General features: G+C 30.8%; 23 protein-coding genes. 5 read left to right on the plus strand and 18 right to left on the minus strand.

Annotation, left to right across the window (positions count from 1 at the left end; all coding sequences use genetic code 11):
• Positions 1-61: 61 nt before the first annotated feature.
• From E4J94_RS01290 to proS, 11 genes are all read right to left on the minus strand, one after another.
• Positions 62-241, minus strand: a complete 180-nt coding sequence (locus E4J94_RS01290) for a hypothetical protein (protein ID WP_135834089.1) — start codon at positions 239-241, stop codon at positions 62-64.
• 103 nt (positions 242-344) lie between these two features.
• Positions 345-560 (minus strand): hypothetical protein, encoded by a 216-nt coding sequence (locus tag E4J94_RS01295; RefSeq protein WP_135834090.1) that lies wholly within the window; start codon positions 558-560, stop codon positions 345-347.
• Between the two features lie 269 nt (positions 561-829).
• Complete coding sequence (locus E4J94_RS01300; RefSeq protein ID WP_135834091.1) at positions 830-1,276, minus strand: hypothetical protein; 447 nt, start codon at positions 1,274-1,276, stop codon at positions 830-832.
• A gap of 50 nt (positions 1,277-1,326) precedes the next feature.
• Positions 1,327-2,196 (minus strand): RHS repeat-associated core domain-containing protein, encoded by an 870-nt coding sequence (locus E4J94_RS01305; protein WP_135834092.1) that lies wholly within the window; start codon positions 2,194-2,196, stop codon positions 1,327-1,329.
• Positions 2,181-2,432, minus strand: a complete 252-nt coding sequence (locus E4J94_RS01310) for a hypothetical protein (RefSeq protein ID WP_135834093.1) — start codon at positions 2,430-2,432, stop codon at positions 2,181-2,183. Before E4J94_RS01310 ends, E4J94_RS01305 begins: the two co-directional genes overlap by 16 nt.
• 303 nt (positions 2,433-2,735) lie before the next feature.
• Positions 2,736-2,978 (minus strand): hypothetical protein, encoded by a 243-nt coding sequence (locus E4J94_RS01315; RefSeq protein ID WP_135834094.1) that lies wholly within the window; start codon positions 2,976-2,978, stop codon positions 2,736-2,738.
• 277 nt (positions 2,979-3,255) lie between these two features.
• A complete protein-coding gene (locus tag E4J94_RS01320) occupies positions 3,256-3,837 on the minus strand; it encodes a hypothetical protein (protein ID WP_135834095.1) in 582 nt (193 codons plus the stop codon).
• Between the two features lie 11 nt (positions 3,838-3,848).
• On the minus strand, positions 3,849-7,418 hold the full coding sequence (locus tag E4J94_RS01325; RefSeq protein ID WP_135834096.1) for a DUF6443 domain-containing protein: 3,570 nt from the start codon (positions 7,416-7,418) through the stop codon (positions 3,849-3,851).
• Positions 7,419-7,431: 13 nt separating this feature from the next.
• The gene (locus E4J94_RS01330) at positions 7,432-10,605 is read right to left on the minus strand and encodes a hypothetical protein (protein ID WP_135834097.1); all 3,174 of its coding nucleotides are present in this window, start codon (positions 10,603-10,605) and stop codon (positions 7,432-7,434) included.
• Complete coding sequence (locus E4J94_RS01335) at positions 10,605-12,116, minus strand: T9SS type A sorting domain-containing protein (protein WP_246034226.1); 1,512 nt, start codon at positions 12,114-12,116, stop codon at positions 10,605-10,607. Before E4J94_RS01335 ends, E4J94_RS01330 begins: the two co-directional genes overlap by 1 nt.
• A gap of 279 nt (positions 12,117-12,395) precedes the next feature.
• Positions 12,396-13,874 (minus strand): proline--tRNA ligase, encoded by a 1,479-nt coding sequence (proS, locus tag E4J94_RS01340; protein WP_135834098.1) that lies wholly within the window; start codon positions 13,872-13,874, stop codon positions 12,396-12,398.
• Positions 13,875-13,977: 103 nt separating this feature from the next.
• Between proS and E4J94_RS01345 the strand changes: the two genes are divergently transcribed.
• Together E4J94_RS01345 and E4J94_RS01350 are read left to right on the plus strand one after the other, a co-directional pair.
• Complete coding sequence (locus E4J94_RS01345) at positions 13,978-15,333, plus strand: hypothetical protein (RefSeq protein WP_135834099.1); 1,356 nt, start codon at positions 13,978-13,980, stop codon at positions 15,331-15,333.
• Positions 15,334-15,353: 20 nt separating this feature from the next.
• Positions 15,354-16,787, plus strand: coding sequence for an OmpP1/FadL family transporter (locus E4J94_RS01350; protein ID WP_135834100.1), 1,434 nt, complete (start codon positions 15,354-15,356; stop codon positions 16,785-16,787).
• 85 nt (positions 16,788-16,872) lie between these two features.
• Here E4J94_RS01350 and E4J94_RS01355 read toward each other — a convergent pair whose 3' ends face one another.
• Complete coding sequence (locus tag E4J94_RS01355) at positions 16,873-17,628, minus strand: head GIN domain-containing protein (RefSeq protein ID WP_135834101.1); 756 nt, start codon at positions 17,626-17,628, stop codon at positions 16,873-16,875.
• A 112-nt stretch (positions 17,629-17,740) separates the two neighbouring features.
• Here E4J94_RS01355 and E4J94_RS01360 point away from each other — a divergent pair, with 112 nt between their 5' ends.
• From E4J94_RS01360 to E4J94_RS01370, 3 genes are all read left to right on the plus strand, one after another.
• Positions 17,741-18,505, plus strand: a complete 765-nt coding sequence (locus tag E4J94_RS01360) for an exodeoxyribonuclease III (protein ID WP_135834102.1) — start codon at positions 17,741-17,743, stop codon at positions 18,503-18,505.
• A gap of 10 nt (positions 18,506-18,515) precedes the next feature.
• Positions 18,516-19,061, plus strand: a complete 546-nt coding sequence (locus E4J94_RS01365; protein ID WP_135834103.1) for a hypothetical protein — start codon at positions 18,516-18,518, stop codon at positions 19,059-19,061.
• Between the two features lie 81 nt (positions 19,062-19,142).
• Positions 19,143-19,616 (plus strand): GNAT family N-acetyltransferase, encoded by a 474-nt coding sequence (locus E4J94_RS01370; protein WP_135834104.1) that lies wholly within the window; start codon positions 19,143-19,145, stop codon positions 19,614-19,616.
• Between the two features lie 43 nt (positions 19,617-19,659).
• Here the strand turns inward: E4J94_RS01370 and E4J94_RS01375 are convergent, their stop codons facing one another.
• The 6 genes from E4J94_RS01375 to E4J94_RS01400 form a co-directional block, all read right to left on the minus strand.
• Complete coding sequence (locus tag E4J94_RS01375) at positions 19,660-20,184, minus strand: DUF4136 domain-containing protein (protein WP_135834105.1); 525 nt, start codon at positions 20,182-20,184, stop codon at positions 19,660-19,662.
• 13 nt (positions 20,185-20,197) lie between these two features.
• Positions 20,198-20,716, minus strand: a complete 519-nt coding sequence (locus E4J94_RS01380) for an NUDIX hydrolase (protein WP_246034227.1) — start codon at positions 20,714-20,716, stop codon at positions 20,198-20,200.
• A gap of 17 nt (positions 20,717-20,733) precedes the next feature.
• On the minus strand, positions 20,734-21,621 hold the full coding sequence (gene xerD, locus E4J94_RS01385; protein ID WP_135834107.1) for a site-specific tyrosine recombinase XerD: 888 nt from the start codon (positions 21,619-21,621) through the stop codon (positions 20,734-20,736).
• On the minus strand, positions 21,622-23,139 hold the full coding sequence (locus E4J94_RS01390; RefSeq protein WP_246034228.1) for a S41 family peptidase: 1,518 nt from the start codon (positions 23,137-23,139) through the stop codon (positions 21,622-21,624). It abuts the gene before it with no gap.
• A 73-nt stretch (positions 23,140-23,212) separates the two neighbouring features.
• Positions 23,213-23,656: a deoxycytidylate deaminase gene (locus E4J94_RS01395; protein ID WP_135834109.1), complete on the minus strand. Its 444-nt coding sequence runs from the start codon at positions 23,654-23,656 to the stop codon at positions 23,213-23,215.
• 6 nt (positions 23,657-23,662) lie between these two features.
• Complete coding sequence (locus E4J94_RS01400) at positions 23,663-25,624, minus strand: site-specific recombinase Gcr (protein WP_135834110.1); 1,962 nt, start codon at positions 25,622-25,624, stop codon at positions 23,663-23,665.
• Between the last annotated feature and the right edge of the window lie 89 nt (positions 25,625-25,713).

The raw sequence follows: 25,713 nt of genomic DNA on the forward strand, positions 1-25,713 counted from the left end.
CTTACGCGTAGACTCGCTTCACTCGGGTCATTTCACGAAAAGCTTTATCAAAGTTTTTCGCTCATGAATCTAAATGATCTGTCAAATTGTACACATAGTTATACGCCACTGTTCCTGCTGTTATCGCATTCACATAGCCTTCTGTTGTTGGGAAAAACTGTAATACACCATCTTTGTACTGAAAACCATCTAAATATTCAGTTTTGTTTACTTTTGTGCCGTCTGTTACAACTTTATTCAACTTTACACCTGCTGCATTGTAGGCATAATTAATCTTATCTCCTCCGCGACAATCTGGCTCGTTCGCTAAAAATGTTTACAAAACATTTTTTAACGCTCCGCCCTCAAAGAACCTCTGTTGGTAAATTTAAGAAATTATACGTAATTCCGGTTATTCCTTTGTTTAAATCTTTGGTTAGATTTCCGTTAACATCATACGCATAATCGTTGCCTGTTTTGTTTCCATCGTTAAAACCTAAAGTTGTAGATGAATCGGTTACCTTCTGTAATTTGTTACTTTTATCGGTATTTTCATAATCATAAACTAAATCATCTATCAAACGAGGTGTGGCTTGCTCGGTTTGTCCATAACGCTTTAGGGTTTTAATGTTTCCATTGTGGTCATAACTTAATTGTTCGTCGTAAGTTCCTGCAAATATCTTATCTACTTTCTCTTTACGATAAAAGCGAGCAAAATTCTATCTCCGATAAAGAAATTAAAGATTTACTAAAACTGATAAAATAACAAAAGGCAAACCAACATTTGCCTTTTGCTTTATTGTGATGTGAATGGTGTGTATTCTATCAACATATCTGATACACTACCACCTTATCTTGTATTTGCTTCAAAATTATCTCCAAAATATTTAACACTATCTTTTAAATAACTTTTATTTTCAAAGTCAAGTATCTCAAAATATGTATAATTTTCATCTGTGTAATGTAAATTTTTAATATTTTTTAATTCTTGAATTTCATTCTTTTTTAAAAATAGAATTATTTCTTCATAGTAATCAAATAGAAAATAATCTTTATTTTTTATTTGATCGATATTTTTAAAACTTATATCATTACTATATACTTTACCTTCTACAAAATATCTATTATTCGAAAATTCATCATAGATATATGTATAAGTATTTGGATATTCTATCTCTTCAATAATAAATAATTTACTTGGCTTTATTTTATGTTTATTCAACTCTTTAATTAAAAAAGAATTTTTAGAATTATTAATTTCTTTTTTAAAATTTGAATCATTCGATGTTTCTTTCAAGTTTTTCTTACTACAATTAATAACAATAGATAATAGAATAAATACGGATATTATTTTAATAAAAGAGAGCATTTTTTTTGGGTTTGTTGGATTTTTTGTAAAATACTATAAGCCTTATCATCTATCATCCAAGTTTTATTAACTTTCTTCATCATCCTTGATTCCTCCATTACTGAACCTTCTCCTGTAAGAGTATAATGAGTCCTTTGTGGTATATTATTCTCTCGTCTAATCATATTTTCAATAAACATAGCATAAACTTCGTCATTTTTTATATTAGATGTTGTACCTCTGTCATTAGTCATGCTATACCATGTCGCATCTGTTACTTTATTATCAAAAATGAAATCTGACAATGCGTGTCCTAATTCATGACCAATTGTGGCAAACATATTTTTAGTAAGAGATTCGAATCCTGATGTTGTTGCTATATTTTCATTTTGATTGAAAAAAGTCATAACCTCCATAGATTTACCATTTTGTCTAGTTACGTTTTTACCTTTATATCTACCATTATATGTATTATTTCTAATACCAACATTAAAGTCATCATTATTAAATAAATTTAGAAAAGCTTTCCCTCCTTTACAATCTTCACAACCTATTTGATTCAACATTCCTAAAATTTGAGATGCATAACTACCTTCACTTGCTGTATATTCAACATCAAACTTTCCCGTTTCTTCATTTTTTGAATACAATTGACCATTATCGTACCTATATTTAGTACCATTATCATAGATATAAATATAATCTCCATTTATATCAATAAATTTTACAGGATTATTAGTTGTATATTGATAAGGATTTAAGTGATAATAAGCTTCAGACATTCTATCTATACTGAAATAACGCCCTATCGCAGGGTCGTAATTTCTTGCTCCGTAGTCGTACAGATTTAGGTTTAATTCGTCTTGCAGTTCAGCACTTCGTGCGGTATATTCGCTAAAAGTTCACTCAAAACTTTTAGCTCTATAATCATTGTTTTGTACTTATAATTTGCAGACCCAGATGTTGAACCACCGCCTGGAGCTGCTAATCCTATACCAATTTCAATTAAATCACTCTCTCTTACAATTTCTCTTGTTGCACTTCTCGTATATCCTTTGTGTTGTAAGCCAAACGGATAATAATGATCTTCGTTTACTGTTTTCAATGTATTATTTACTTCATCCCATGCATAACTTACACGTACACTTGCTCCGCTCGGGTCATTTCACAAAAAGCTTTATCAAAGTTTTTTGCTCATAAATCCAAATGATCAGCTAAGTTGTATACATAATTATATGAAATTGTACCATCTGTTATAGCATTTACATAACCTTCTGTTGTCGGGAAAAACTGTAATACACCATCTTTGTACTGAAAGCCATCTAAATACTCTGTAACTATTGTTGTGATTACATTACTTACTCCTTCTTGAGATTTTACTATTTTTCTGAGCTTAGCTCCACTTGCATCATAGGCATATTCTATACTTCCTACTCCTTTCTTTACTAAGATAAGTAAATTTAAATGATTGTAAAGTAATACTATCTGTAATTCCTTTGTTTAAATCTAATTTTAGATTTCCAGTTTTATCATAAGCATAATCATTTCCAGTTTTGTTTCCATCATTAAAACCAAAAGTTAGAGAAGAATCCGTTACTTTTTGTAATTTATTACTTCTATCTCCATAATCATAAACCAAATTATCAATCAAGAGTGGAGTAGACTGCTCAGTTTACCCGTATCGTTTTAGGATTTTTGATGTTTCCATTATAATCATAGGTTAATTGTTCGTCATAAGTTCCTGCAAACAATTTATCTACTTTCTCTTTACGATAAAAGCGAGCAAAATTCTATCTCCGATAAAGAAATAAAGGACTTACTAAAACTGATAAAATAACGAAAGGCAAACATACGTTTGCCTTTTGTATTATTGTTAACTTATTTGTAATAAATGTATTATGAAATAACAACACTTCTGATACACTACCCTACCTTGATAAATGAGAAGGTTTACCCACTGAACATGATTTAAGACAATCTTGATTTAAATCAAAATTTATTAAAGATTTATAAATACACTTAAATTCAATTTCATTAGTAAGTTCCTCAAAACTCTTAATAATGTCTATTATTTTGTATCTTTTATATGTGTTTTTTTGTATATCATTAAGCATAAATAAAAAATCATTGGAACTAAATCCTTTTAACCTATAAATTTTGTTAAACTCGTCTACTGCAATGAAGTAATCATCACAAGAAGATGAGTTATATACTATTTTAATGTCATTAGAACTTATACTAATTTTATTTTTTTTTGTGTTAAATTTATATAGACTGATGTTATATAAAGGAGGGAAAGCTCCTATAGAGTCAAATTTAATGTCTACTAAATTTAAATAATTGAATTTAAAAACATCTTCATTCTTTTCATCTACAAACTTTATCACATCATCGGTTATTAGATTTAAAAGAAATTTTTTATCTGAAGAGAGATTATTATTCTTATTCTGCGAAAACATATAAGTTTGGAATGTTAAAAAGATAATAATCGTTATTTTGAGTATTTTCATAAGAGTAAATTTTATCTAAAAAACAACCACGGTTTATTCATTAAAAAATAATTAGCTTGAGGAACAGGATACTGTTTTTTATTATTGTTATATCTCTCTTGCCAATCCATAGCAGTTTTTGATTGAAATGTATTTCTATTTGCAGGATCTTGACAGTTATGAGTAGCCCCCATATTCAAAGCATTTGAAGGGGCTTTACTATTCCCATAAGCATGTCCAAGTTCATGAGCAAGAACATGTGATTTTGGTCTAATATCTCCAAAATCTAATGTAGTAGTTATTGATGAAATAGTATTAAAAGTTCCATCTGCATTTGTCCGCATTTGCATATTTGTAACAGCTCCTCCAAAGGTAGACGCTTCCCCTGCAATTATTTTAATATCAATACTTTTTTCATTCCCATTCCCATCAATGAAAGTTAAATTATTAGCCTTATCAAAATTTTCAGGATCAATTGAAGCAAAATCATTAATAGCTTCTTGTATTAATGATTCATTTTTTATAGAATTACTTAAATCCTTTGTTGTTCTTTCTAAAGAGTTTTTGTCTTTTTTGTATTGGTTCCATTCAGATTTAGAAGAAAAATCTTTTTTCTTCATTTCTTTATTATTACCATATTTTTCAGAAAAATTATTTTGTTTATACTTATATAATTTCTCAAGTCTTTCTTTATTTGCTGTTTCTCCATTAATTATTTCCATACCATTAGGGTCAATAAAAATAACAGGATTATTGGCGGCATAATTATATGGTGATAAGTGAGTATATTTTTCTGCCAGTGGGTCGATGTTGAACCAACGTCCAATAGCAGGGTCATAATTACGTGCACCGTAGTCGTACAGATTTAGGTTTAATTCATCTTGCAGTTCTTTACCATTGTAACGGTATTTATAATTTGCAGAACCTGAACTTGTTCCTAAACCAATTCCTATTTCTACTTCTCCAATTCCTCCTGTAATATCTTTAGGTGGTTTGTTGTATCCTTTGTGTTGTAAGCCAAACGGATAATAATGATCTTCGTTTACGGTTTTTAATCTATTGTTGACATCATCCCACGCATAACTTACGCGCACATTTCCCAAATGATCTGTCAAATTGTACACATAGTTATACGCCACTGTTCCTGCTGTTATCGCATTTACATAGCCTTCTGTTGTCGGAAAAAACTGTAACACTCCATCTTTGTACTGAAAACCATCTAAATATTCGGTAATTGTTGTCGTTAATCCGACATTTACTCCTACTTGTGCTTTTACTATTTTTCTGAGCTTAACTCCACTTGCATCATACGCATACTCTATGCTTTGAGTTCCTTTTCTAACTAAGATAGGTAAATTTAAATGATTATAGGTTAAACTATCTGTAATTCCTTTATTTAAATCTTTGGTTAAATTTCCGTTAACGTCATACGCATAATCGTTGCCTGTTTTGTTTCCATCGTTAAAACCTAAAGTTGTAGATGAATCGGTTACCTTCTGTAATTTGTTACTTTTATCGGTATTTTCATAATCATAAACTAAATCATCTATCAAACGAGGTGTGGCTTGCTCGGTTTGTCCATATCGCTTTAGGGTTTTAATGTTTCCATTGTGGTCATAACTTAATTGTTCGTCGTAAGTTCCTGCAAAATCTTTAGCTAGGTTAGAATAATTCGCATTGGTTAAACGATTTAAACCATCATATTTGTAATCATACGAACGTAAAAACGAATTTTCTTGCGTCAACCAAAACGTTTGTGAAATATTTCCGTTGAATAATTCTTGCGTATTATTACTTGCTTTGGTGTAATCTTTTGTGTTATAATTTATTTTATAAGCAAAAAGGTCTGTTCCTAAATTTGTAATATCATTTATTTGCGTTAACCAACCTCTGATGTTGTAGTTATAATCAACCGTTTGATAAGGTGAAGTCGTCGTATTTCCTACTTTTTTAGAGGTTAATTGACCAATATTATTATAATTATTTTGTGTCAAAACTTCTACTTTACCACTGTTTATCTGATGCGTATGTTTGGTTAATCGTTCAAATTTATCATAAGAAAAAACTTCTGTTACTTTTAGAGGTGCATCTGTTTTTAAACGCTTATGCGTCGTGACAACTTGTTTGGCTTTTCCTCTAAAGTCTAATTCACTTTCAACAATTGTAGAACCGCCTAAATAATTAATTTTATGAGTTTTTATTGGACGTAAATATTTATTATCATAAAATGTGTAATTATACTCAAAATTCCATCCATTATTTTCCCAAGTACCCAAACTACGCATTACAGTTAATGTTGGTAAACCTTTCAATTGACCTCCTGTCGCAATGCTTTGTCCTAAAGCATTTCCTGCAAGCGAAACTCCTTCTTGTGTCATCGGATAATCATCGTAATAATTAACCGTTAATACATGATTGTTATAACCAAAACCTGCTTCGTTATAGTAAATTATGATGTTGTCTTGTTTGTAGCCAGTTGCATCTCTACTGACATTATTATTGCCTAAATGATCATTTATTCCTGCTTGAATCTGATCTCTTGTTCGACCTTCAGCTTCCCATGTTTTTCCTGTTATAGCTACTCGTCCAAATTTGTCGTATTTAGTGAATACCCAATAATTTTCATTGCGCATGTTCTCATCCTGTACTCCAACCAAACGATCTTGTTTATCGTAAAGCATATATTCCCAACCTTTTCCAGGGAGTTTTTTCTCAACTAATCTGTTTTTATCATCGTAACGGTATTGATAAGCCAATTCTTTTAACAAAGAAATATAATTCAAAACATTCGTGCCATTGTTAACTAATTCCATCAACTTTGGTGGTAAAACGCAGGCTAAATTCCCATAAATATCGTACACATAATAGGTGTTGAATTCTTTGCCGCCTGTTTGAATTCTTTTCAAAATTACTCGCCCTTCTTTGTCTTTAAACTCAATAATAGGCTGCCCATTTTCGTCTGTCGTCGTGGTTTTATACAACATTCCATTCTGATAAGTACCTGTTATCGTTAACGAAATATTGTTACCTGAATTGGTCAAGGCTTGATTAATCCCAAACATCAGTACATTGTCTCCAGAATTAGTTTGGTAATCAAAACTTATCGCTCGATTCGTATTGACATCCCACGTAGCTCCTGGAGCACCTTGTTTTAGAACTCTATTCAATGGTGAATTTTCGTACTTTTTTTGGCTATATACCTGAGCTTCTGGATAGTCTGTATACGTAACTGCTTCGGTATACGAAAGATCTCCTACAACTCCTGGCAAATATTCCCGATCAACACGACCAAATCCATCATAAGTTACTTTTGTTGCCAAACTAGGGTTAATAAACTCCATTCCTACATTGCTAAAACCCGCCATAGATAGACCTGCTTTAGGGCTTACAATACTTAGTTTTTCTCGTCCTAAGCCATCAAAATAAGTGATTTTATTGATGTGTTGTTTTGCTGATGTATTAGCTTTTGTGGTATCTGTCGTTGCTTCTAATAATTCTTTCGTTAAAATGTAATTTTCAGTCTTTGTTTGCGCTTGTCCCACAACGTTAATTCCTAACATTGCAAGAAAACTTAGTATTATTTTTTCATAAAAGTGTTGCATAAGTATGTTAGGTTTAAGGTTGTTTGTAATTGTATTCAAACGTTTTAATCACTTCATTTTTCTCATTTACAATTGACTGCAAACGATTGGATGAATCGTAATTATAATATTCTGTTTGTCCATTTGGTCCTGTAATACTTGTTACGCCAATTAATGGTTTGTACGTATAAGAAGTAAGCATTGCGTCAGGAATTAATGCTCGAATAGTCGATTGTTCTGCTACAGTCAAAGTTCCACTTTGTATTTTAGTTAGATAATTTGCTAATTTGCTTGTAGCATTAGCAAACGTAGATCCTTCAATCTTAGCTACTGGATATTGACCTCCATATCCCCAAATAATAGAAACGGGAATTCCATTTTCTAAGGTATATTGCAGTAAATTACCTTTTGCATCGTAACTGTTGTAAGTGATTTTGCGGTCAGCTTCTACAAATTGACTACTTCCTTTTTTCTGGAATACTCCTGATTTTTCTATAATACCATTAGCTCCATTGAATTCTTTATACTCGTTGTAAACAGCAGATATAACTGTATTTTCATTCAGCTTTTGAACAATTGTTAATGGTTCCGAAATTCTGTTATGTGCCGTTAATTTATCTGCAATTGCATTACCTGCCCAATCTGGTGGATATTGGTATTCGGTCGTTAGGGTTTCGCCTTTGCTATTTTTGGTAGATTGTTTAGTTAGTTGTAAATGATTTGGACTATCGTAATTGTAGTTTGTTTCTGTGGTAATAGAAGTTCCATTATCAAAATATTCATCTGTTATCATTCTTGATAAATATTGTTGTTCACTATAATCTTTGTTATACATAAATGACATTGGACCATACATTTGACTAGTACTAAGAGTATATTTATACTTATCATGATTTAGCGACTGATGGTACAAAAAATTAGTCTCTTTTATTTTATTATTATTTTTGTAAAATTCTTGAGATTTTAATAATCCTTGTCTCCAAATAGGTACATAGTGATAAACTTCTCTTATATCTAAAAAATTACTATTGTAAATAGAAGGAAGAGCAAGCTTTATATCAGACTCATTTTTAAAAGAATAACTCTCTAACGCTTTGTAATAAGTATTTTTAGTCCTTAAAACTTTATTTTGGAGCACATCAATTATTTTTTCTGTAACTTCAGAATATAATATCTTATTTGTTGTATTTGAATCTAAAAAAGGTTGAAAATTTGAATTTAAAATAATATAAGCATCTTCATATGAAAAATAATTTTCATAATTAAAACCTGTATCTGAAAAAAATGAAATCAATGGAGATATTGAAATTAACTCTCCTGAAGATATATTATTACTAGTATTATAATCATACTCCTTTCTTAACACTAATTTATTTTCATCATAATGCTCTATACTGTTTATCCTTAGTCCATTTGCATTTTTATTTATTTTGGAAGGATTATCAATTAGTTTAGACAGCCGAACTATGATATTTTTTCTGTCATTTAAAAATTGACTTAGATTACTAACTTTTAGTAAATAAGTTCCAGCATCTAATTCTATAGTTTTGTTATTATCACTCTCTTGTAAAATGATAAATTTATTGTTTCCTCTCAGATGAACACTTGGACAGGAAGTATTAACCGAAATACAATCTGGACCTATGAATTCTTTTACTAAAGTAATATCAACTAGTGATTTTTCTATTAATTCAAATGTTTCTTCATAAAACGTAGGATAAGATTGATTGTCGTCTATGTCAGGACCAGTAAAAGGAGAAGTGATTATTCTGGTTAATTCTTCAGTTATTTTATCATCAGGTTCATCAATATCTAAATAATGGTTATATAATCCAAGAGAAAAAGTATTGAACATTCTTTTATCAACTGTATTAGGTTCTGTATTAATTTTAACAACACCTTTTTCAGGTAACGTAATTTTTTCTAATATCCCATATTTTAAATATTGTTCATTGACAAATCGGTCTCCTTTCTGAATTTTATTTAATCCAACTCTATAAGATGGTATCCTTGTATTATAATTTTGGTTATTAAAATATCCCCATAAATCTATTTTAGGAGATAGTCTACTTGGTAATCCTTCAGGATTAATGTAATCAAAGGAATAAAAATCTTCTATCTTATCGGTTACTCTCTTTATTTTATTTAAGAATATTCTTTCAGTTTTAGAAGTAGGATCATTGAAAATTTCTGCAAAATAATTTTTAAATTCAAACGTATAGATTAAAGTGTCTTTTCCTTTATTTATAGCTATTTGATCGATTTTTCTTCCTCCAGTTACGTGGTTGCTAGTTGAATAATTAAAATCAATGGTTAGGTTAGTCGTTGCTATTTTACTGATAAAAGGTTTATTAACTCTATTTACAGTATAAATAACATCATTTTTTCCTTGTATTGAATGTATAGATTTGTATAATAAGTATTGTTCATTCACAAAAGTTTTATAGAGATTAAGGCTATTCAAATAACTAAAATCAATCGTCTTATTGTTTTTCTTTATTTGGGTTAAATTCCAAGAGGAAACAAAACCATCATTATTATATATTTCATTAGCTGAATTGTCCTGTCCACCAAAATGATATTCAGTTCCGTCAGTATCTATAATTAATATTGAGTGAGGTAAATTCGGGATAATTTTAAGATCATTGAAAGGATATAATATAATATCTTTAGTTCCTTCTTTAAACATAAAATATCCTGCTTTTCCATTTATATCAAAATAAAATTTATCAGCTTGTAAATCATATTCTTTATTATATGCTTTAAAATAAATTTCTTGTTCTAAAGTTTTCACTCCTGAAGGGTTTGCAATGAAAGTAATTCCATTCTTAGTTTTATTATACATATCATAAACACTAAACCCTTTAGTTGGATGCAAATATCCAAATGTAAATTCATCTGGAATACCTCTTACTTCTCTTGATATTTTTGGGATACTTAAAGACCAATCATGTCCAAATTCGTTTGATATATCTCCAACTTTTACTCCACGAGAAGAATAATTTAGATTTAATTTGATATCATTATTTCCCAATGGTAAAGAAAGTAACGGTACACTATAAGAGATACCTCCAGTATTTAAATCAATAGGATAATCTATATTAGTACTAAATTTTTGAATTTCAGGAGTAGTCGGAAATTTAAGACTAACATCTTGTGCCAAAATTTTAGTAATAAATAATAAATATATAAAATAAAAATGTTTCATTACTTTTTAATAATTTTAATAGATTCTGTTTGGTTGTCATAGTTGATTTTTAGGATGTAAACTCCAGCAGGATAATTACTCAACAAAATAGGTGTTGAACGGTATTTCACCTCTTTAGTTTGCAAATGTTGACCTGTTAAATTGTAGACTTCAATAACCGCTTTTTCAAACTCTTTGTTAATTAAAACATTCACAAAATCGCGTGTAGGATTTGGATAAGCTTCGATATAGGTACGTTTTTCTGTAGAAGATTTATCGCCTAGTTTTACCAAGTAAAAATCGTCTTGTCCTTTTGCTGTGCTACCGTTAGTAGAATTTCCTAACAATAAATACGAACCATCACGCATTGGAATCACTTTTTCTAAATAGCTAAAACTTTCATTTTTTCCGATCTCCTTTTTCCAGCTTTCTTCGAAACGATTGTCAAAATAAAAAGCCAAGTATTTACTCTCCAATTCATTCTGATTCGTAGTACTTTTATGTTTATAATCGATCGTATTTGCAGTGATTAGATAATCATTCTCGAGTGGTAAAACAGAATTAATTTGAACAGAAGATTTAAATTCTTTCGACTTTTCATTCGAAAATGAAAGATTTTCATCTAATTCAACTAGTTTTAATTCGTTTTTTGCTGGATAATTAACAGCTAAAATTATTTTACTATCAGTAGAATTCAACGAAACTAAATTAGATTGTTGATCATTTTCAAGTGTTTTTTCCTGAATAATTTCTCCTTCTTTATTTAATTCAACAAGCCAAACACTACTTAAATAATGACTATCTTGAGATTTTAATTCACCTTTTTTGGAATTTGAAATACCTCCAATTAAATAACCATTCTTTGTTTCAACTATTGTTTTTAAGGCTTCTTCTTGCTCTCCACCAATTGTTTTTTCCCATAAAACAGTTCCTTTTTCATCTAATTTAATGATCCAAAAATCATTGGAACCAAAGTTGTCTTGTGATTTTATGTTTGATTTGGGAGAATCAGAATTTACACCAATTAAATAACCTTTATCAGTCGTTCTAATTACCGTTAAAGCCTCATCATTGCCTAAACCTCCAATTGTTTTTTGCCATTGAATAGTTCCTGTTGGATCTAATTTTATCATCCAAACATCCATCATTCCAATAGCTTTTTCGGTTTTATCACCAGATTTTGAAGAATTGGAAGAACCTACTAACAGAAAGCCTCCCTCGGGAGTTGTTATTGCTGATTTCAATAAATCGTCCCCATCTCCTCCAAAAGAATTTTGCCATTCTTGATTTCCATTTTCATCCATCTTCCAGATGAAATAGTCTAAACCTCCTTGATTTTTCTTTTGAATATCACCTGTTGCATCAGAAGCAGAACTTCCTAAAATTAAAAAACCATAATCAAGTGTCGGTATTGCATGATAGAGATATTCTGCTTGTTCGCCTCCAAATGTTTTTTCCCACAAAACATCCTGCTGTGCAGAAATTGTAAGCATAGAAAATAGGGAGAAAACTGAGAGTAAAGTTTTTCTCATATATATTAGTGTTAATTAGTAATCGAATATACTACTTTTTTTTTGTAAATGATTGATATTTAATAAAAACCCAATATTCATCTAGACCTTTATCTTACAAAGATCCATCAATTATTTTTCAAAAAATTACGGTTTATCGTAAAAGAGAAATCTAAAAAAATAGTTTCCCTACTATAGTAATAGTAATAGTAATTACGTTTTAAATAATTACTTAATACAAAGACCAAAATAAAAAAGGAGCTATAAAATAGCTCCTTTTTTATTTGATATACTTTATTTTTAATATGCTTTTGCGTATAAAACTCTGTATTTTGCAGGTTTTCCCGAGAAAACATCTACTCCCTCTGTTGGTGTTTCGAATGCTAAAGGAATACAACGAATTGTAGCTTTTGTTTCATTTTTCACTGCCTCTTCCGTTTCTTCTGTACCGTCCCATAGAGCAGAAACAAATCCTCCTTTATTTTCAATTATATTTTTGAATTCCTCAAAATCAGAAGCTTCTGTGATATGTTCATCACGATAACTCAAAGCACGATCGAATAAGTTTGTTTGAATATCTTCTAACAACTTTTCAACCTCTGTTGATACATTATCTAACGTAATAAATTGTTTTTCTAACGTATCTCGACGAGCAACCTCAACATGACCTTTTTCTAAATCTTTTGGTCCAATTGCAATTCGCACAGGAACACCTTTCAATTCATATTCAGCAAATTTCCAACCTGGTTTTGTTTTATCATCATCATCAAATTTGATTGAAATTCCTTTCGCTTTCAATTCAGATGAAAATTTATCCACCACTTGACGAATTTCTTCTAATTGTTCCTCTGTTTTATAAATAGGTACAACAACAACTTGAATTGGCGCTAATTTTGGAGGTAAAACTAATCCTAAATCATCAGAATGTGTCATTATTAATGCTCCCATTAAACGTGTAGAAACTCCCCATGAAGTTGCCCAAACATATTCTTGTTTTCCTTCTTTACTAGCGAATTTAACATCAAAAGCTTTTGCAAAATTCTGCCCTAAAAAGTGAGAAGTTCCCGCTTGTAAAGCTTTTCCATCTTGCATCAACGCTTCAATTGTATAGGTATCATCTGCTCCAGCAAAACGCTCAGAATCTGACTTTCTTCCTTTTACAACTGGAATTGCCATAAAATTTTCTACAACATCAGCATAAACTTCTTGCATTTGTTGTGCTTCTGCAATTGCTTCTTCTTTTGTCTCATGCGCTGTATGTCCTTCTTGCCATAAAAACTCTGCAGTTCTTAAAAACAAACGTGTACGCATTTCCCAACGAACTACATTTGCCCATTGATTAATTAAAATTGGTAAATCGCGGTAAGATTGTATCCAGTTTTTATAGGTACTCCAAATAATTGCTTCAGAAGTTGGACGAACAATTAATTCTTCTTCTAATTTCGCTTCAGGATCTACAATTAACTTTCCTTTATTATTAGGATCATTTTTTAATCGGTAATGTGTAACTACAGCACATTCTTTTGCAAAACCTTCTGCATTTTTTTCTTCAGCTTCAAATAAACTTTTAGGAACAAATAAGGGGAAATAAGCATTTTGATGACCAGTTTCTTTGAATCTTTTGTCTAATTCTGCTTGCAGTTTTTCCCAGATAGCATATCCATATGGTTTAATCACCATACTACCTCTAACCTTCGAGTTTTCAGCTAGATTCGCTTTTACAACTAGTTCATTGTACCACTTAGAATAATCCTCAGCACGAGTTGTTAATTTTGCCATAATCTTTTATATTTGTTGATAAGTTTCGTATCTTTACTTGGCATAAATATTGCCTTTAAATTTATGCAAATCTAATTATTACAAACGATGTAAATTTATAATTATGAACAAAGTTTATAAAATTTCTAATAAAATTTCTATAACTACATTAATTATTGTAGCTACATTAGGAATTTCATCTTGTTCGACTTATCAACCAAGTGGTTACGAAAGCGATGGGGTTTACTATAACCCAAAAACAGATAAAACGTATCAACAAGCTCAACCACAATATAATAACGAGCAAGAAGAACAAGATAACTCTGGTGAAATAAAAATAGGAAGTCCATACTTCGATGCTGAAGGAAATGGTGCTGAACAATTTTACTACCAAGACGATACAGATACTACTCAAAATAATTCGGCTGAGAAAACTTCAACCAAAGTTAAAATTAATGGATATGGTTTAGGAGGTTATAATTATTTTGGTAACAATAATTACACACTTTCTTACAACGGATCTAACAATTATGATTGGGGACGTAATGATGGTGTAGAAATTAATATCTGGAATAATAATCCTTGGTACAGTTACGGATGGGGAGGTTTCTATAATCCATATCGTTGGGGATACTATAATCCTTGGTATGGAGGATGGTACGGAAACGGCTTTGGAGTTTCATTCGGTTGGGGATGGAATGATCCGTGGTATAATGGATATTATGGTTGGGGTTGGAACAGACCTTACTATGGTGGATATTATGGTTGGAATAACGGTTGGGGTTACGGATATCCGGGTTATTATGGATATGGATACTACCGTCCAAGAGGTATTTATACTCAACCAGGTAACAGATATAATGGAGGATTAAATAATAGTATTAATTCTACTCGTCCAGTTGGAAGTTTTAATAACAGAAATGGATTATCTAATAATATTCGACCTTCTAGATTAAATACAATTGAAAATTCAACAACTCGCCCAACTAGAGATGTGAGACCTTCTATTAATCAAGGAAATGTTAATACTCGTCCTACTCGCGAAGTAAGACCAACTATAAATGATATTCAAAATAATACTCGCCCTACAAGAGAAGTGAGACCTTCTGTTAATCAAGGAGATATTAATACTCGTCCTACTCGCGAAGTAAGACCAACTATAAATAATATTCAAAATAATACTCGCCATACAAGAGAAGTGAGACCTTCTGTTAATCAAGGGGATATTAATACTCGTCCTACTCGTGAAGTAAGACCAATACAAACACAACAGCCTACTTACAACACAAGACCAACGAGAGAAGCACAACAATACCAACAACCTAGCAGAAGTTACGATAGAGGTAGTATGAATAATTCTCGACCTTCATATTCTACTCCTTCACCAAGTAGAGGAAGTAGTATGAGTAGCGGAAGCATGGGAGGAGGTTCTCGTGGAAGTAGTACAGGAGGCGGAGGTTCTCGTGGAGGAAGAAGATAAATAGATTTAGATCATAAATAATGAAAAAAATATTATTAAGCCTTTGTACCTTAGTTGGTACATTGGCTTTTGCGCAACAAAACAAAGAATACAAAACTCAGTATTCTACAAATGCTATAAATTTGTATTCACAAGACATTAACAGTGGAAATGCTAAATATATTGGTGTTGGTGGAGCTGTTGGTGCATTAGGAAGTGATATCACATCTGTTGAGCAGAATCCTGCTGGATTAGGAGTAGCAATAAACTCTGATGTACAAGTTACAGCTGGTGTTTCTACTTTTAGTAATAAAACTAATTTCGGAACAAATATCAAACAATCTGATAATAATTTTGATTTTCAACAATTTGGAGGAACATTTGTTTTCGCAAATGAAGCTTCAAAATGGAATCGTTTCACAATTGGTGTAGCTTATCTTAATCAACGATTAGATAATTACTCATCGATTGGAACAAATGAAGGAATTAAATTCGCTGATCCAGATGGAACTTTCAATGGTTATTTGAAAGATATTGATGGTTATAAATCTAAATTCTCGGTTAACCTAGGTACAAGTTATGATGACAAAGTCTACTTAGGATTTGGATTAAACTTTCATGAAACAAACTATTCTGGATATGAACAATATGCAGAGCGCGATGACAACAATAATCAAACATATGTTTACAACGCAAATGGTGCTCCTTTTCGTGAAATTGGACAAGGATTTTCTTTTTCATTAGGTGCTATTTACAAAGTAAATCACAATGTACGTTTAGGTGCAGCATATCATTCTCCTGTTTGGTACAATGTTGCAGAAGATTTCTACAGTGCAAAAAATTCTTTTGATTACGATAAAAGAACTGCAGATACATATTATATGTATTCTTCAGATTATGACATGACACGTGGCGGACGTTTTGTAGGAAGTTTAGGTTTTGTAGTAGGTAAAAACTTATCAATTGGAGCTGATTATACCTATCACATGAACAATGACACGAAACTAAAACCTACTCAATATTTTAACGGCGATAATAATTTTATCAATGATTTTGTAAAAAACTCAAATGAAGTTAGAGTTGGAACTGAATATCGTATCGATCGTTTTAAAGTAAGAGCTGGTTATAACTATATTACTTCTCCTTACAAAGATTTTAACACCTCTAAAGTTCTTAATACTGAATTCAGAGATGAAAATAATGTACCACAAAACATTAATCTTAAAAATGCTTTTGCAGGAGATATTAATCGTGTAAGTTTTGGTTTAGGATATGATTTTGGCGGATTCTATATTGATGCAGCTTATCAATATCAAACCCAAAAATACCAACAGTTAATTGGAGGAACAAATTTTGTAGATCCAAATTACGATGAGAAACTTCAAGGTTATTATTTTGTATCTTTACCTAGCTATTCTCCAAAAGTTAAATTAGACAACAATTTATTCTTATTGACATTAGGTTGGCAATTCTAATAAAGAAAATAGATATAAAAAAATCGGATGAAGTTCATCCGATTTTTTTTGTACTAAATATTTAATATAGTTTAAACAAAAACTATTAATTTATTCTTTTAATAGAAGACATTCCCGAAGTACTCACTTTTGTTTTCAATCCATTTTCATCTACATAACGAACAGAACTCGCTCCAGAACTATTTGCAGTCAAACTATTCACAGCCCAAACTGTTGTAGAACTTGCTCCAGAACAATCAACTATTACATTTGCAGCTTTTAAATCTTTTCCTATAAAAGAAGAAGCTCCCGAAACCGAAATATTCAGATCTTGTACATTTCCAGAAATCTTCATACTTGAAGCTCCAGAATTATCCACAGAAATAGAATTCGAAACAACATCTAATTTTAAATTACTAGCTCCTGATAAATCAACAGCCATTTTTTCTACTTTCTGCGTTGGCAAAACGGTAACACTCGTTGCACCTGATAGATCAAACGAACGTAATTTTTGATGAGGAAATTTAATCTTAATAGAAGCATTTTTCAAATTTACAGTTCCATTAATTTTCATAATTAAAACTCCATTTTTAACTTCTGTCGTAATTCTACTCATGATATTATCTGGCGCTTCAACAGAAATTTCACCATTATAATTACCATCAGAAACAGTAACACTTATTGCACTGCTCACATCAATTCCTTCAAAAGAAGATATCTTACGCATTTCTGTAACTGTATTACTACTTGCCTCTACTCGGTCTAAATAATTAGAAACTGGCGATTTAGAATTTAAATCTACCGAACAGCTCGCAAATCCTAACGAACTGAATATTAAAATTGGAAGAAAAATGTATTTCATATTGATGTCTTTTATTATTAAGACGTATTAACTTCTAAAAAGTTACAAAAAATATTCACTTTATTCAAATTTCTAAATCAATCCATACAAATATTTAGTAATTTCGCTAACTATGAAAATCATCAGTTACAATGTAAATGGAATTCGCGCTGCGATGACTAAAGGTTTGGTTGAATGGTTAGAAGCTGCACAACCAGATGTTTTTTGTATTCAAGAAACAAAAGCAATGCAAGAACAAGTGGACACAAAACCTTTTGAAGATTTAGGTTATCACATTTATTGGCATGCAGCGGAGAAAAAAGGATACAGTGGAGTTGCTATTTTCTCGAAAATAAAACCTAATCATGTACAAATAGGAACTGGAATAGATTATATTGATAGAGAAGGTCGTGTTTTGAGACTTGATTTTGATAATGTTTCAGTGATTAGTTTGTATTTGCCAAGTGGAACAAATATTGATCGATTAGATTTTAAATTACAATTTTGTGAAGATTTTAAAGACTATGTCAAAGAACTTAAAATATCTCATCCAAACATTGTAATTTGCGGTGATTATAATATCTGTCACGAAGCAATCGATATTCACGATCCTGTTCGTAATGCGAAAGTTTCTGGTTTTTTACCTGTCGAAAGAGAATGGATGACTGCTTTTCTTGATGAATGTAATATGATCGATTCTTTTCGTTATTTTGTAAAAGAACCTCATCATTACTCATGGTGGTCTTACCGTGCTAATGCGCGCAACAATAACAAAGGTTGGAGAATCGATTACAATATGGTGAGTAATACATTAGAAAAAAATATGACGCGTGCAACGATTTTACCAGAAGCTAAGCACTCTGATCATTGCCCTGTTTTATTAGAATTAGACGTTTAAGATTATATAAATGAAAAAAATTGTACTTTGTTGTTTCACTCTTTTTGCTATTGCAAGTTGCGTTCCTCAGAAACAACACCAAGAATTGGAAGCTAATTATTACAAAGCTTTAGACGATCAATCGAATACATCTAAAGAATTGACATTAGCAAATTTGAAAATCGAGAATCTTGAAAAAGATTTAGCAAAAACAAAAAGCGAATTATACATCAAAGATACAGCTTTGTCGAATGCGCAATCTATGATTAGAATGGCTCAAAAAGAGCACGATACTAATTTACAGGAATTATATTCGGCCTTGAATAGTTCTGGAGAAAAATCGAAACTTTTCTACACTCAATTGAATGAAAAAGAAAAGCAAGTTGCTGATTTGACTCAAAAAGTAAAAGATTTAGACGCTAAGATTGATCAAAAGGATACTGAAATCTTCAATCTAAAAAGACAAATCTTAACACAAGAGATTAATCAAAAGGTTTCGGAAGCAACAGCTACGCCTCCAAAAACAACAACTCCGACTAAAACAACAACTCCAGCAAAAACTGGAACAAAAAAATAATCAATAAAAGTCTTACACCAAAATGTAAGACTTTTTTTATTCTCCAAATCGAAGTAACTTTGCAACAACTAAAAAGTTTTAATGAAAGTTATTTGCGAAACAAAAAGTTTGGTATTACGAGAGTTTTTTGAGATTGATGCATTCGAATTATTTCAATTAAATTCTGACAAAGAATTAATGAAAATCGTCAACGAAAAACCGTATAAATCTGAAGACGAAGCGAAATTTTTTATCGAAAATATGGAGAAACATTACCAAGAACATGGTTTTGGTCTTTGGGGTGTTCACGAAAAAAAAAGCGGACGATTTGTTGGTTGGGGTGGTTTGCGTCAAACAAAATACGGCGCAGTTCTCAACATTCGTTTGAAACGTAAATTTCAGAACAAAGGTTACGGAACAGAAGTTTTGAATGCGATTGTAGATTATGCAAAAAATGAATTGAAATTAGATAAAATTGCTGCTAAAGCAAATGCTAATCAACCTGAAACATTGAAACTATTACAAAAATCTAAACTTCAACAATCAGAAGAAAACGAATTAATTTTCAAATTATAAAAAATAAAAAAGCCTTGCTAAATTATTTATCAAGGCTTTTTTATTATTTCTTTTTAGGTGGAAATTTTTGTAGCAATTTCGTTACACCTTTCTGAATATTCGCTGCACGCACTTCTGGCGAAGCTTTCAATGGCATCTGAATTTTCAAAGTTCCTTCCCAAACCAATCTTCCTTCATCCTTCATCGAAATAGTATAATTTTGATTTAATTTTTGAGAAGTAATTGGAATTCCTACAGAAACTCCACCTCCAAAACCATAACCACCAGTTCCCATTCCAATTCCTACATTAGAATTTTGTTGTTTAGAAACAAACTCTTCTGGCTTAACCTCAAGTGTTAAACTTCCATTATTCGATTTCTGAAAACCTCTGTACAACATTCCTTTTTCAATCGACGAATATAATCTGGCAGAATCTAAATCATTCAAACCTAAATTTCCCGTTTGCGTAAATGAATAGGTTCTATTTGTTTCAAAATCAAAATCTCGGTCATAATCTACCGCTACATTTTGCGTACTACACGAAACAATTGTTAAGAATATAGTACTTAATAATATTATTCTTTTCATTTTTAATTCTCAATTATTTTAAAGAAGCAATATACATTTCCACAACTCTTTTTAACGAATCAAATCCTATATCGTTTAAATTAATATCATTGATAGAAATCCATTTAATTTCAGCAATTTCTTCCTTTTCTAAAATAATTTCTTTCTCTGGAAAATCAGCTACAAAAGCTAAATCACATGTTTTATATGGAATTCCTTTATATTCGTAGTTATTTGGTTGAGATGTAAAATAGTTAAAATCTTCCAAAGGAATTGTTACTCCTAACTCTTCTTCAAGTTCTCGTTGACAAGACCTCTCAGCAGATTCATCAGGATCTATAAAACCTCCTGCCAAATCTAACATTCCTTTCTTTGGTTCTTTGTTACGAACTGTGAAAAGAATTTTATCTTCCTTTTTTAGAATAACCGCTACTGCTGCTGCAACATTCTGATAATAAACTAAATCGCAATTATTACAACTCATTCGTCTAAAATCAAAATTATTAATGGAATGTCCACAGTTTGGACAAAATTTAAACGATTTTATCATCATATTTAAGCTAACTGTTATTATTTATTTCTTGGGTGAAATTTGATAATCGCATCTCGAATAAATTCTTGATCAACATGCGTATAAATTTCTGTTGTCGTAATACTTTCGTGTCCTAACATTAACTGAATCGCACGAAGATCTGCTCCATTTTTTAATAAATGAGTCGCAAAAGAATGACGAAATGTATGCGGACTAATTGTTTTTTTAACTCCTGCAATTATCGATAATTCTTTCACAATTGTAAAAATCATCACACGCGTAAGGTTTTTACCTCGTCTATTCAAGAACAAAAAATCTTCAAAACCTACTTGTATAGGAACATGAATACGAATACTATCTTTATACAAGTTAATATATTTTATCGTATAATCACTAATCGGAACTAATCTTTGTTTATTTCCTTTTCCAATTACTCGAATAAAACCATCATCAAAAAACAAATCAGAAATTTTGAGATTTATCAATTCCGAAACACGTAAGCCACAACCATAAAGCACTTCTAGAATCGCACGATTACGTTGTCCTTCTGGTTTTGATAAATCAATTACTTCAATCATTTTATCAATTTCTTTTTCGGAAAGTACATCAGGAAGTTTCATACCAATTTTTGGTGTTTCGAGTAAAGAAGTCGGATTATCTTCTCTAAAATCTTCGAGTTGCAAGTAACCAAAAAAACTTTTCAACCCAGAAATCACACGCGCTTGCGAACGCACACTATATTCACTCGATGCAAAATCGTGAACAAAATCCCTCAAATCGTCTTGTGAATAATCTAAAGGTTGTTTATCAGAATAATTAATTAATTTTTGAATATCACGTAGATAACCTTCAATTGTATTGGCAGAAACTCTTTTTTCTAATTTCAGATACATTTGATAGTCATACAAAGCATCTTTCCACAGCATTTACTTCGTTGTTTTTTCTAGTTCAAAAATACGCTTTATCATTTCATCTTCGGGCATCCAGACTTGATAAAATGCACGCGAACCATATAAAGTTCCGGCAATTGTTGCTTTCATGTAGTTATCAACAGTTGTTGAAAAGACTGGATTGAACTCATTTGAAGGAATTCCTAAAACGCCTAAAAACTCATTTCTATACATTCCAGCACTGAAATATTTCAAATAAGTTGTTTCATTGTGAAACATGAAAAAATCGTGTATTGAATAAATTTTCTTGAATAAAAAGTCATCAAAATAATTCGCATCTTGATTATAATACAACCAATTTGATACAGAATTTGTATCTAAGGCTACAAACTCGTCTGGAATAATTCCGCCACCTCCGTAAACTTTTTTACCTGAAGGCGCCATAAACTCTAAATCTTTATTAATCTTGATTGAATCCTTACTGTATAGTTCACCCGACTTTAATCGTTTGTATAAATCATCACTGTATTTTGCAGTTTTTTTATCAAAAGGTTTTTGAATTGAACGACCAGAAGGCGTATAATAATTTGCAACCGTCAAACGAACTTTGGTATCATCACCCAAATTAATTTCACGTTGCACCAAACCTTTACCAAACGAACGACGACCAACTATAATTCCGCGTCCGTAATCTTGTAAAGCTCCCGCAACAATCTCACTCGAAGAAGCAGAATTTTCGTCCATTAAGACATAAATTTTTCCTTGTTCAAAAAGACCTTTATTCGTTGCGTAAATATATTTTTTACGTTTTTGTTTATCTTGAGTATAGACAATCAATTCATTTTTAGTCAAAAATTCATCTGCAATTTCTTCTGCAACATGCATTATTCCTCCTGGGTTTCCACGTAAATCGAACACCAAGGTTTTCATTCCTTGATCCAATAAATTTTGTAAACCTTGATGAACTTCATTTGCAGAATTTTCAGAAAAACGAGTCAATTTAAGATAACCAATATCTTTTGTCAACATATGTTTTCCTGTAACTGTTGGAATAGGAACAATGGTACGATTGAGTGTAACAGAAATTGGTTTTCGATCGCGAATAACAGATAATTTAACTTCCGATCCTTTTTTCCCCTTTAATAAACCTTCAATCGTTTTATTATCTTTTGCAATCAAAGATTGATCATCTGCAGCAACTAATTGATCTCCAAATTCTAGTTTACCATAATTTTTCGTTCCAGGTAATGTACGTTCAACAACAATAGTATCATTCATTGTTCGAAATTGAATTCCAATTCCAACAAACTCACCTTTTAATTGTTCTTCAGCCTTTTGCACAGAAGCTTTATCTATATATGTACTATGTGGATCTAGTTTAGCAACCATGTAATGAATCGCATCATCAACCAAACTATCCGAATTAACATCGTTTACATATTCGTTATCAATCAAAGAAACTAATCGACGAATTTTTTGTTCATTATCTGAATATTGTAATCCTACAATATCTTTATTCTCGTCGAATGCAAAGTCGTATTTCTTTCCAACCATAAACCCGGTTAAAAAAATAATCATCACAACCAATATGATATTAATAACTTTGAAAAAACTTCTCATTTAAATGTTAACTGTATAATTCTTCTTCTGTAATTTGTTGAATTGTAATTCCTGCTTTTTCTAAAAACTCTAATCCTGAAAGATCTTTGTATTGTTGTATATATACGATACGTTTAATTCCTGCTTGTAAAATCAATTTACTGCAATCTGTACAAGGAGAAAGCGTAATATACAATGTAGCTCCTTCAGCTGATTGAGTTGACGTAGCACATTTCAAAATAGCATTCGCTTCTGCGTGTAAAACATGCCATTTTGTATTACCTGCTTCGTCTTCGCATCTATTTTCAAAACCACTTGGCGTACCATTATAACCATCAGAAATAATCATTCGATTTTTAACAATAATTGCACCAACTTTTTTGCGTTCGCAATATGAAAGATTCGCCCACTCAAAAGCCATTTTAAGATAAGCTTTATCGTAACGTAATTGTTTTTCTAAGTTTGTTTCCATTTCTAATTAAGCTTCTTCTTTATTTTTTGTCCATAAAGGCGGAACAAAAAATGGTAATGGATTTCGAAAAAATGCTTTTAATGTATGTGAGATCATCGTAAAAATCTTATAAAAAGGAATATTATTAGATCGCATTGCCATTAATAATGATAAGATAAAACTAACTAAGAAGTTGCTCCAACCTACCATAAAAATTGCAATAAAACCAATAATCATTGGTCCAATATCAAAATGATAACCCATTCCTCCAATACCAATCGCGAAATTTCCTGAAACAAAAGTAATATGTCGAATATCGAAAGGTTGACCTGTAAAATCTCCTATCAAAAAGGCACATCCCATCATAAAACCGAATGCCACATTTCCGACAACTCCTCCCATATTTTTCTCAAACCAATTTGAAATTCTTCTTCTTCTTCGTTCTGAAAATGATTTCTTCAAAATTGGATGATTATAAATACGTTCTGGAATATTATGAAAACGCTGACTATTGATTGTAATTCCTGATATTAATCCTGAAAGGAATAAGAAAACTCCTGCAATTGCGCCGAAGTAAAAAATATGCCAATCCATTGTAACAACTTCTTCCCAATAATGATAAGCTTTTGAATATTTCAAAACTTCAAATCCTAAAATTTGATTCAATAAATAAAATATACCTAATGAAACTACAAAACCTGCCACAACGTTTCCTAAAAAAGCAATCATTTGACTTCTTACTAGTTGCGCAAACAACGTTGTAAAATCTTTCACATTTAATTCTGTTCCTGAAGTAGGAACAAGAGATCGAGCTAAGCGAGCAGCAGTCATAGAGGGCTGTTTTGTAGCAAGAGTCATATGTGTAAGATAAATTGCACAGAAACCTACTGCATAATTTATACTAAAGAAAAATGCTTTAAATAAAGGAGATGTATCTGGTATATTCCCTATTCCTGTTTTTATAAAACATAAAAAAGAGACTATAAAACCTCCTCCACAAGCAGTCCAAAACATTTTATTATATTCTTTTGCTGTCTGCGTAATATATTTTTCTCCTGTTATCCCATTATGATAGGTTACCAAAAACGTAATCAAATAAACTGTAGAACTTAATTGATTACTCATAAAGTTTTTGGGTGCATAAAATTCAACCCATTTCTTAGTTGCAAGACTATAAAATGATATTATTCCGTTTAATTTTAATTCATTAAAACTATTCAAAATATTTTGAAGTCGCACTAATTGTTGTTGTAAACGATTTATTTTAGATGCAACTTTTAATGATATCCCTTTGTAATCTTTTTGTGTTAAAATATCATTTAAAAGATGTTTACATTTAGAAATACTTTCTTTTATTTCTAACATATCAAATCCTGCTTGTGGACTTTCTATGATGTTACTGATCTGCATCGAAAGCTTTGAGAAAGGATTATCTAAATAATTTACTTCATTACTATATCGCATCATTTCTTTATCAGAAAATCCTCCAGTAATTCTTACTGTTAAAATAGATATTGCTTGTAAAAGCTGATTTTGAATATTATTAATATTTCCTTTAAAATTTTCAGGTTCGATATCTTGATACAATACTTCAAAGAATTTTTTCCATCTATCTCTAGGAATGATTCGAATTGCTTGTAAATTTTTCGAATTATAGAAGATTTCATTAACAACCGAAGTCAATTCATTATTATCTTCAATATCTGGCAAAACAGAATCCATTATCTTTTTTTGAAAAATAGATAACAAATTATCTTCTAGATGAATTCCACTATCCACTAAATAGCTTACGATATTAATTTTTCCGAATGTTTTTTGAAGTTCTTCACGAAAAATTAATCGATAATTTATATTATTTTGAAGTTTTGAGATTAAATCATCAATAAAAGAAATTGAATCTGGATAATCTTTTCTTGCTTTTTCTAATAACCTTAGAAAAAAGCTCTTCTCGTATTTTTTATTTTGATTAAATATAGAGTCTAAAGCCATATTTTAATTTCTTCATTCAGAGTACAAAAGTAAAAAACTTATACTACTAAGCAGTATAAATCAATAGAAATAAAAAAGTGATTCTTATT

This window comes from Empedobacter tilapiae (assembly GCF_004785645.1).
Classification (GTDB): Bacteria; Bacteroidota; Bacteroidia; order Flavobacteriales; family Weeksellaceae; genus Empedobacter; species Empedobacter tilapiae.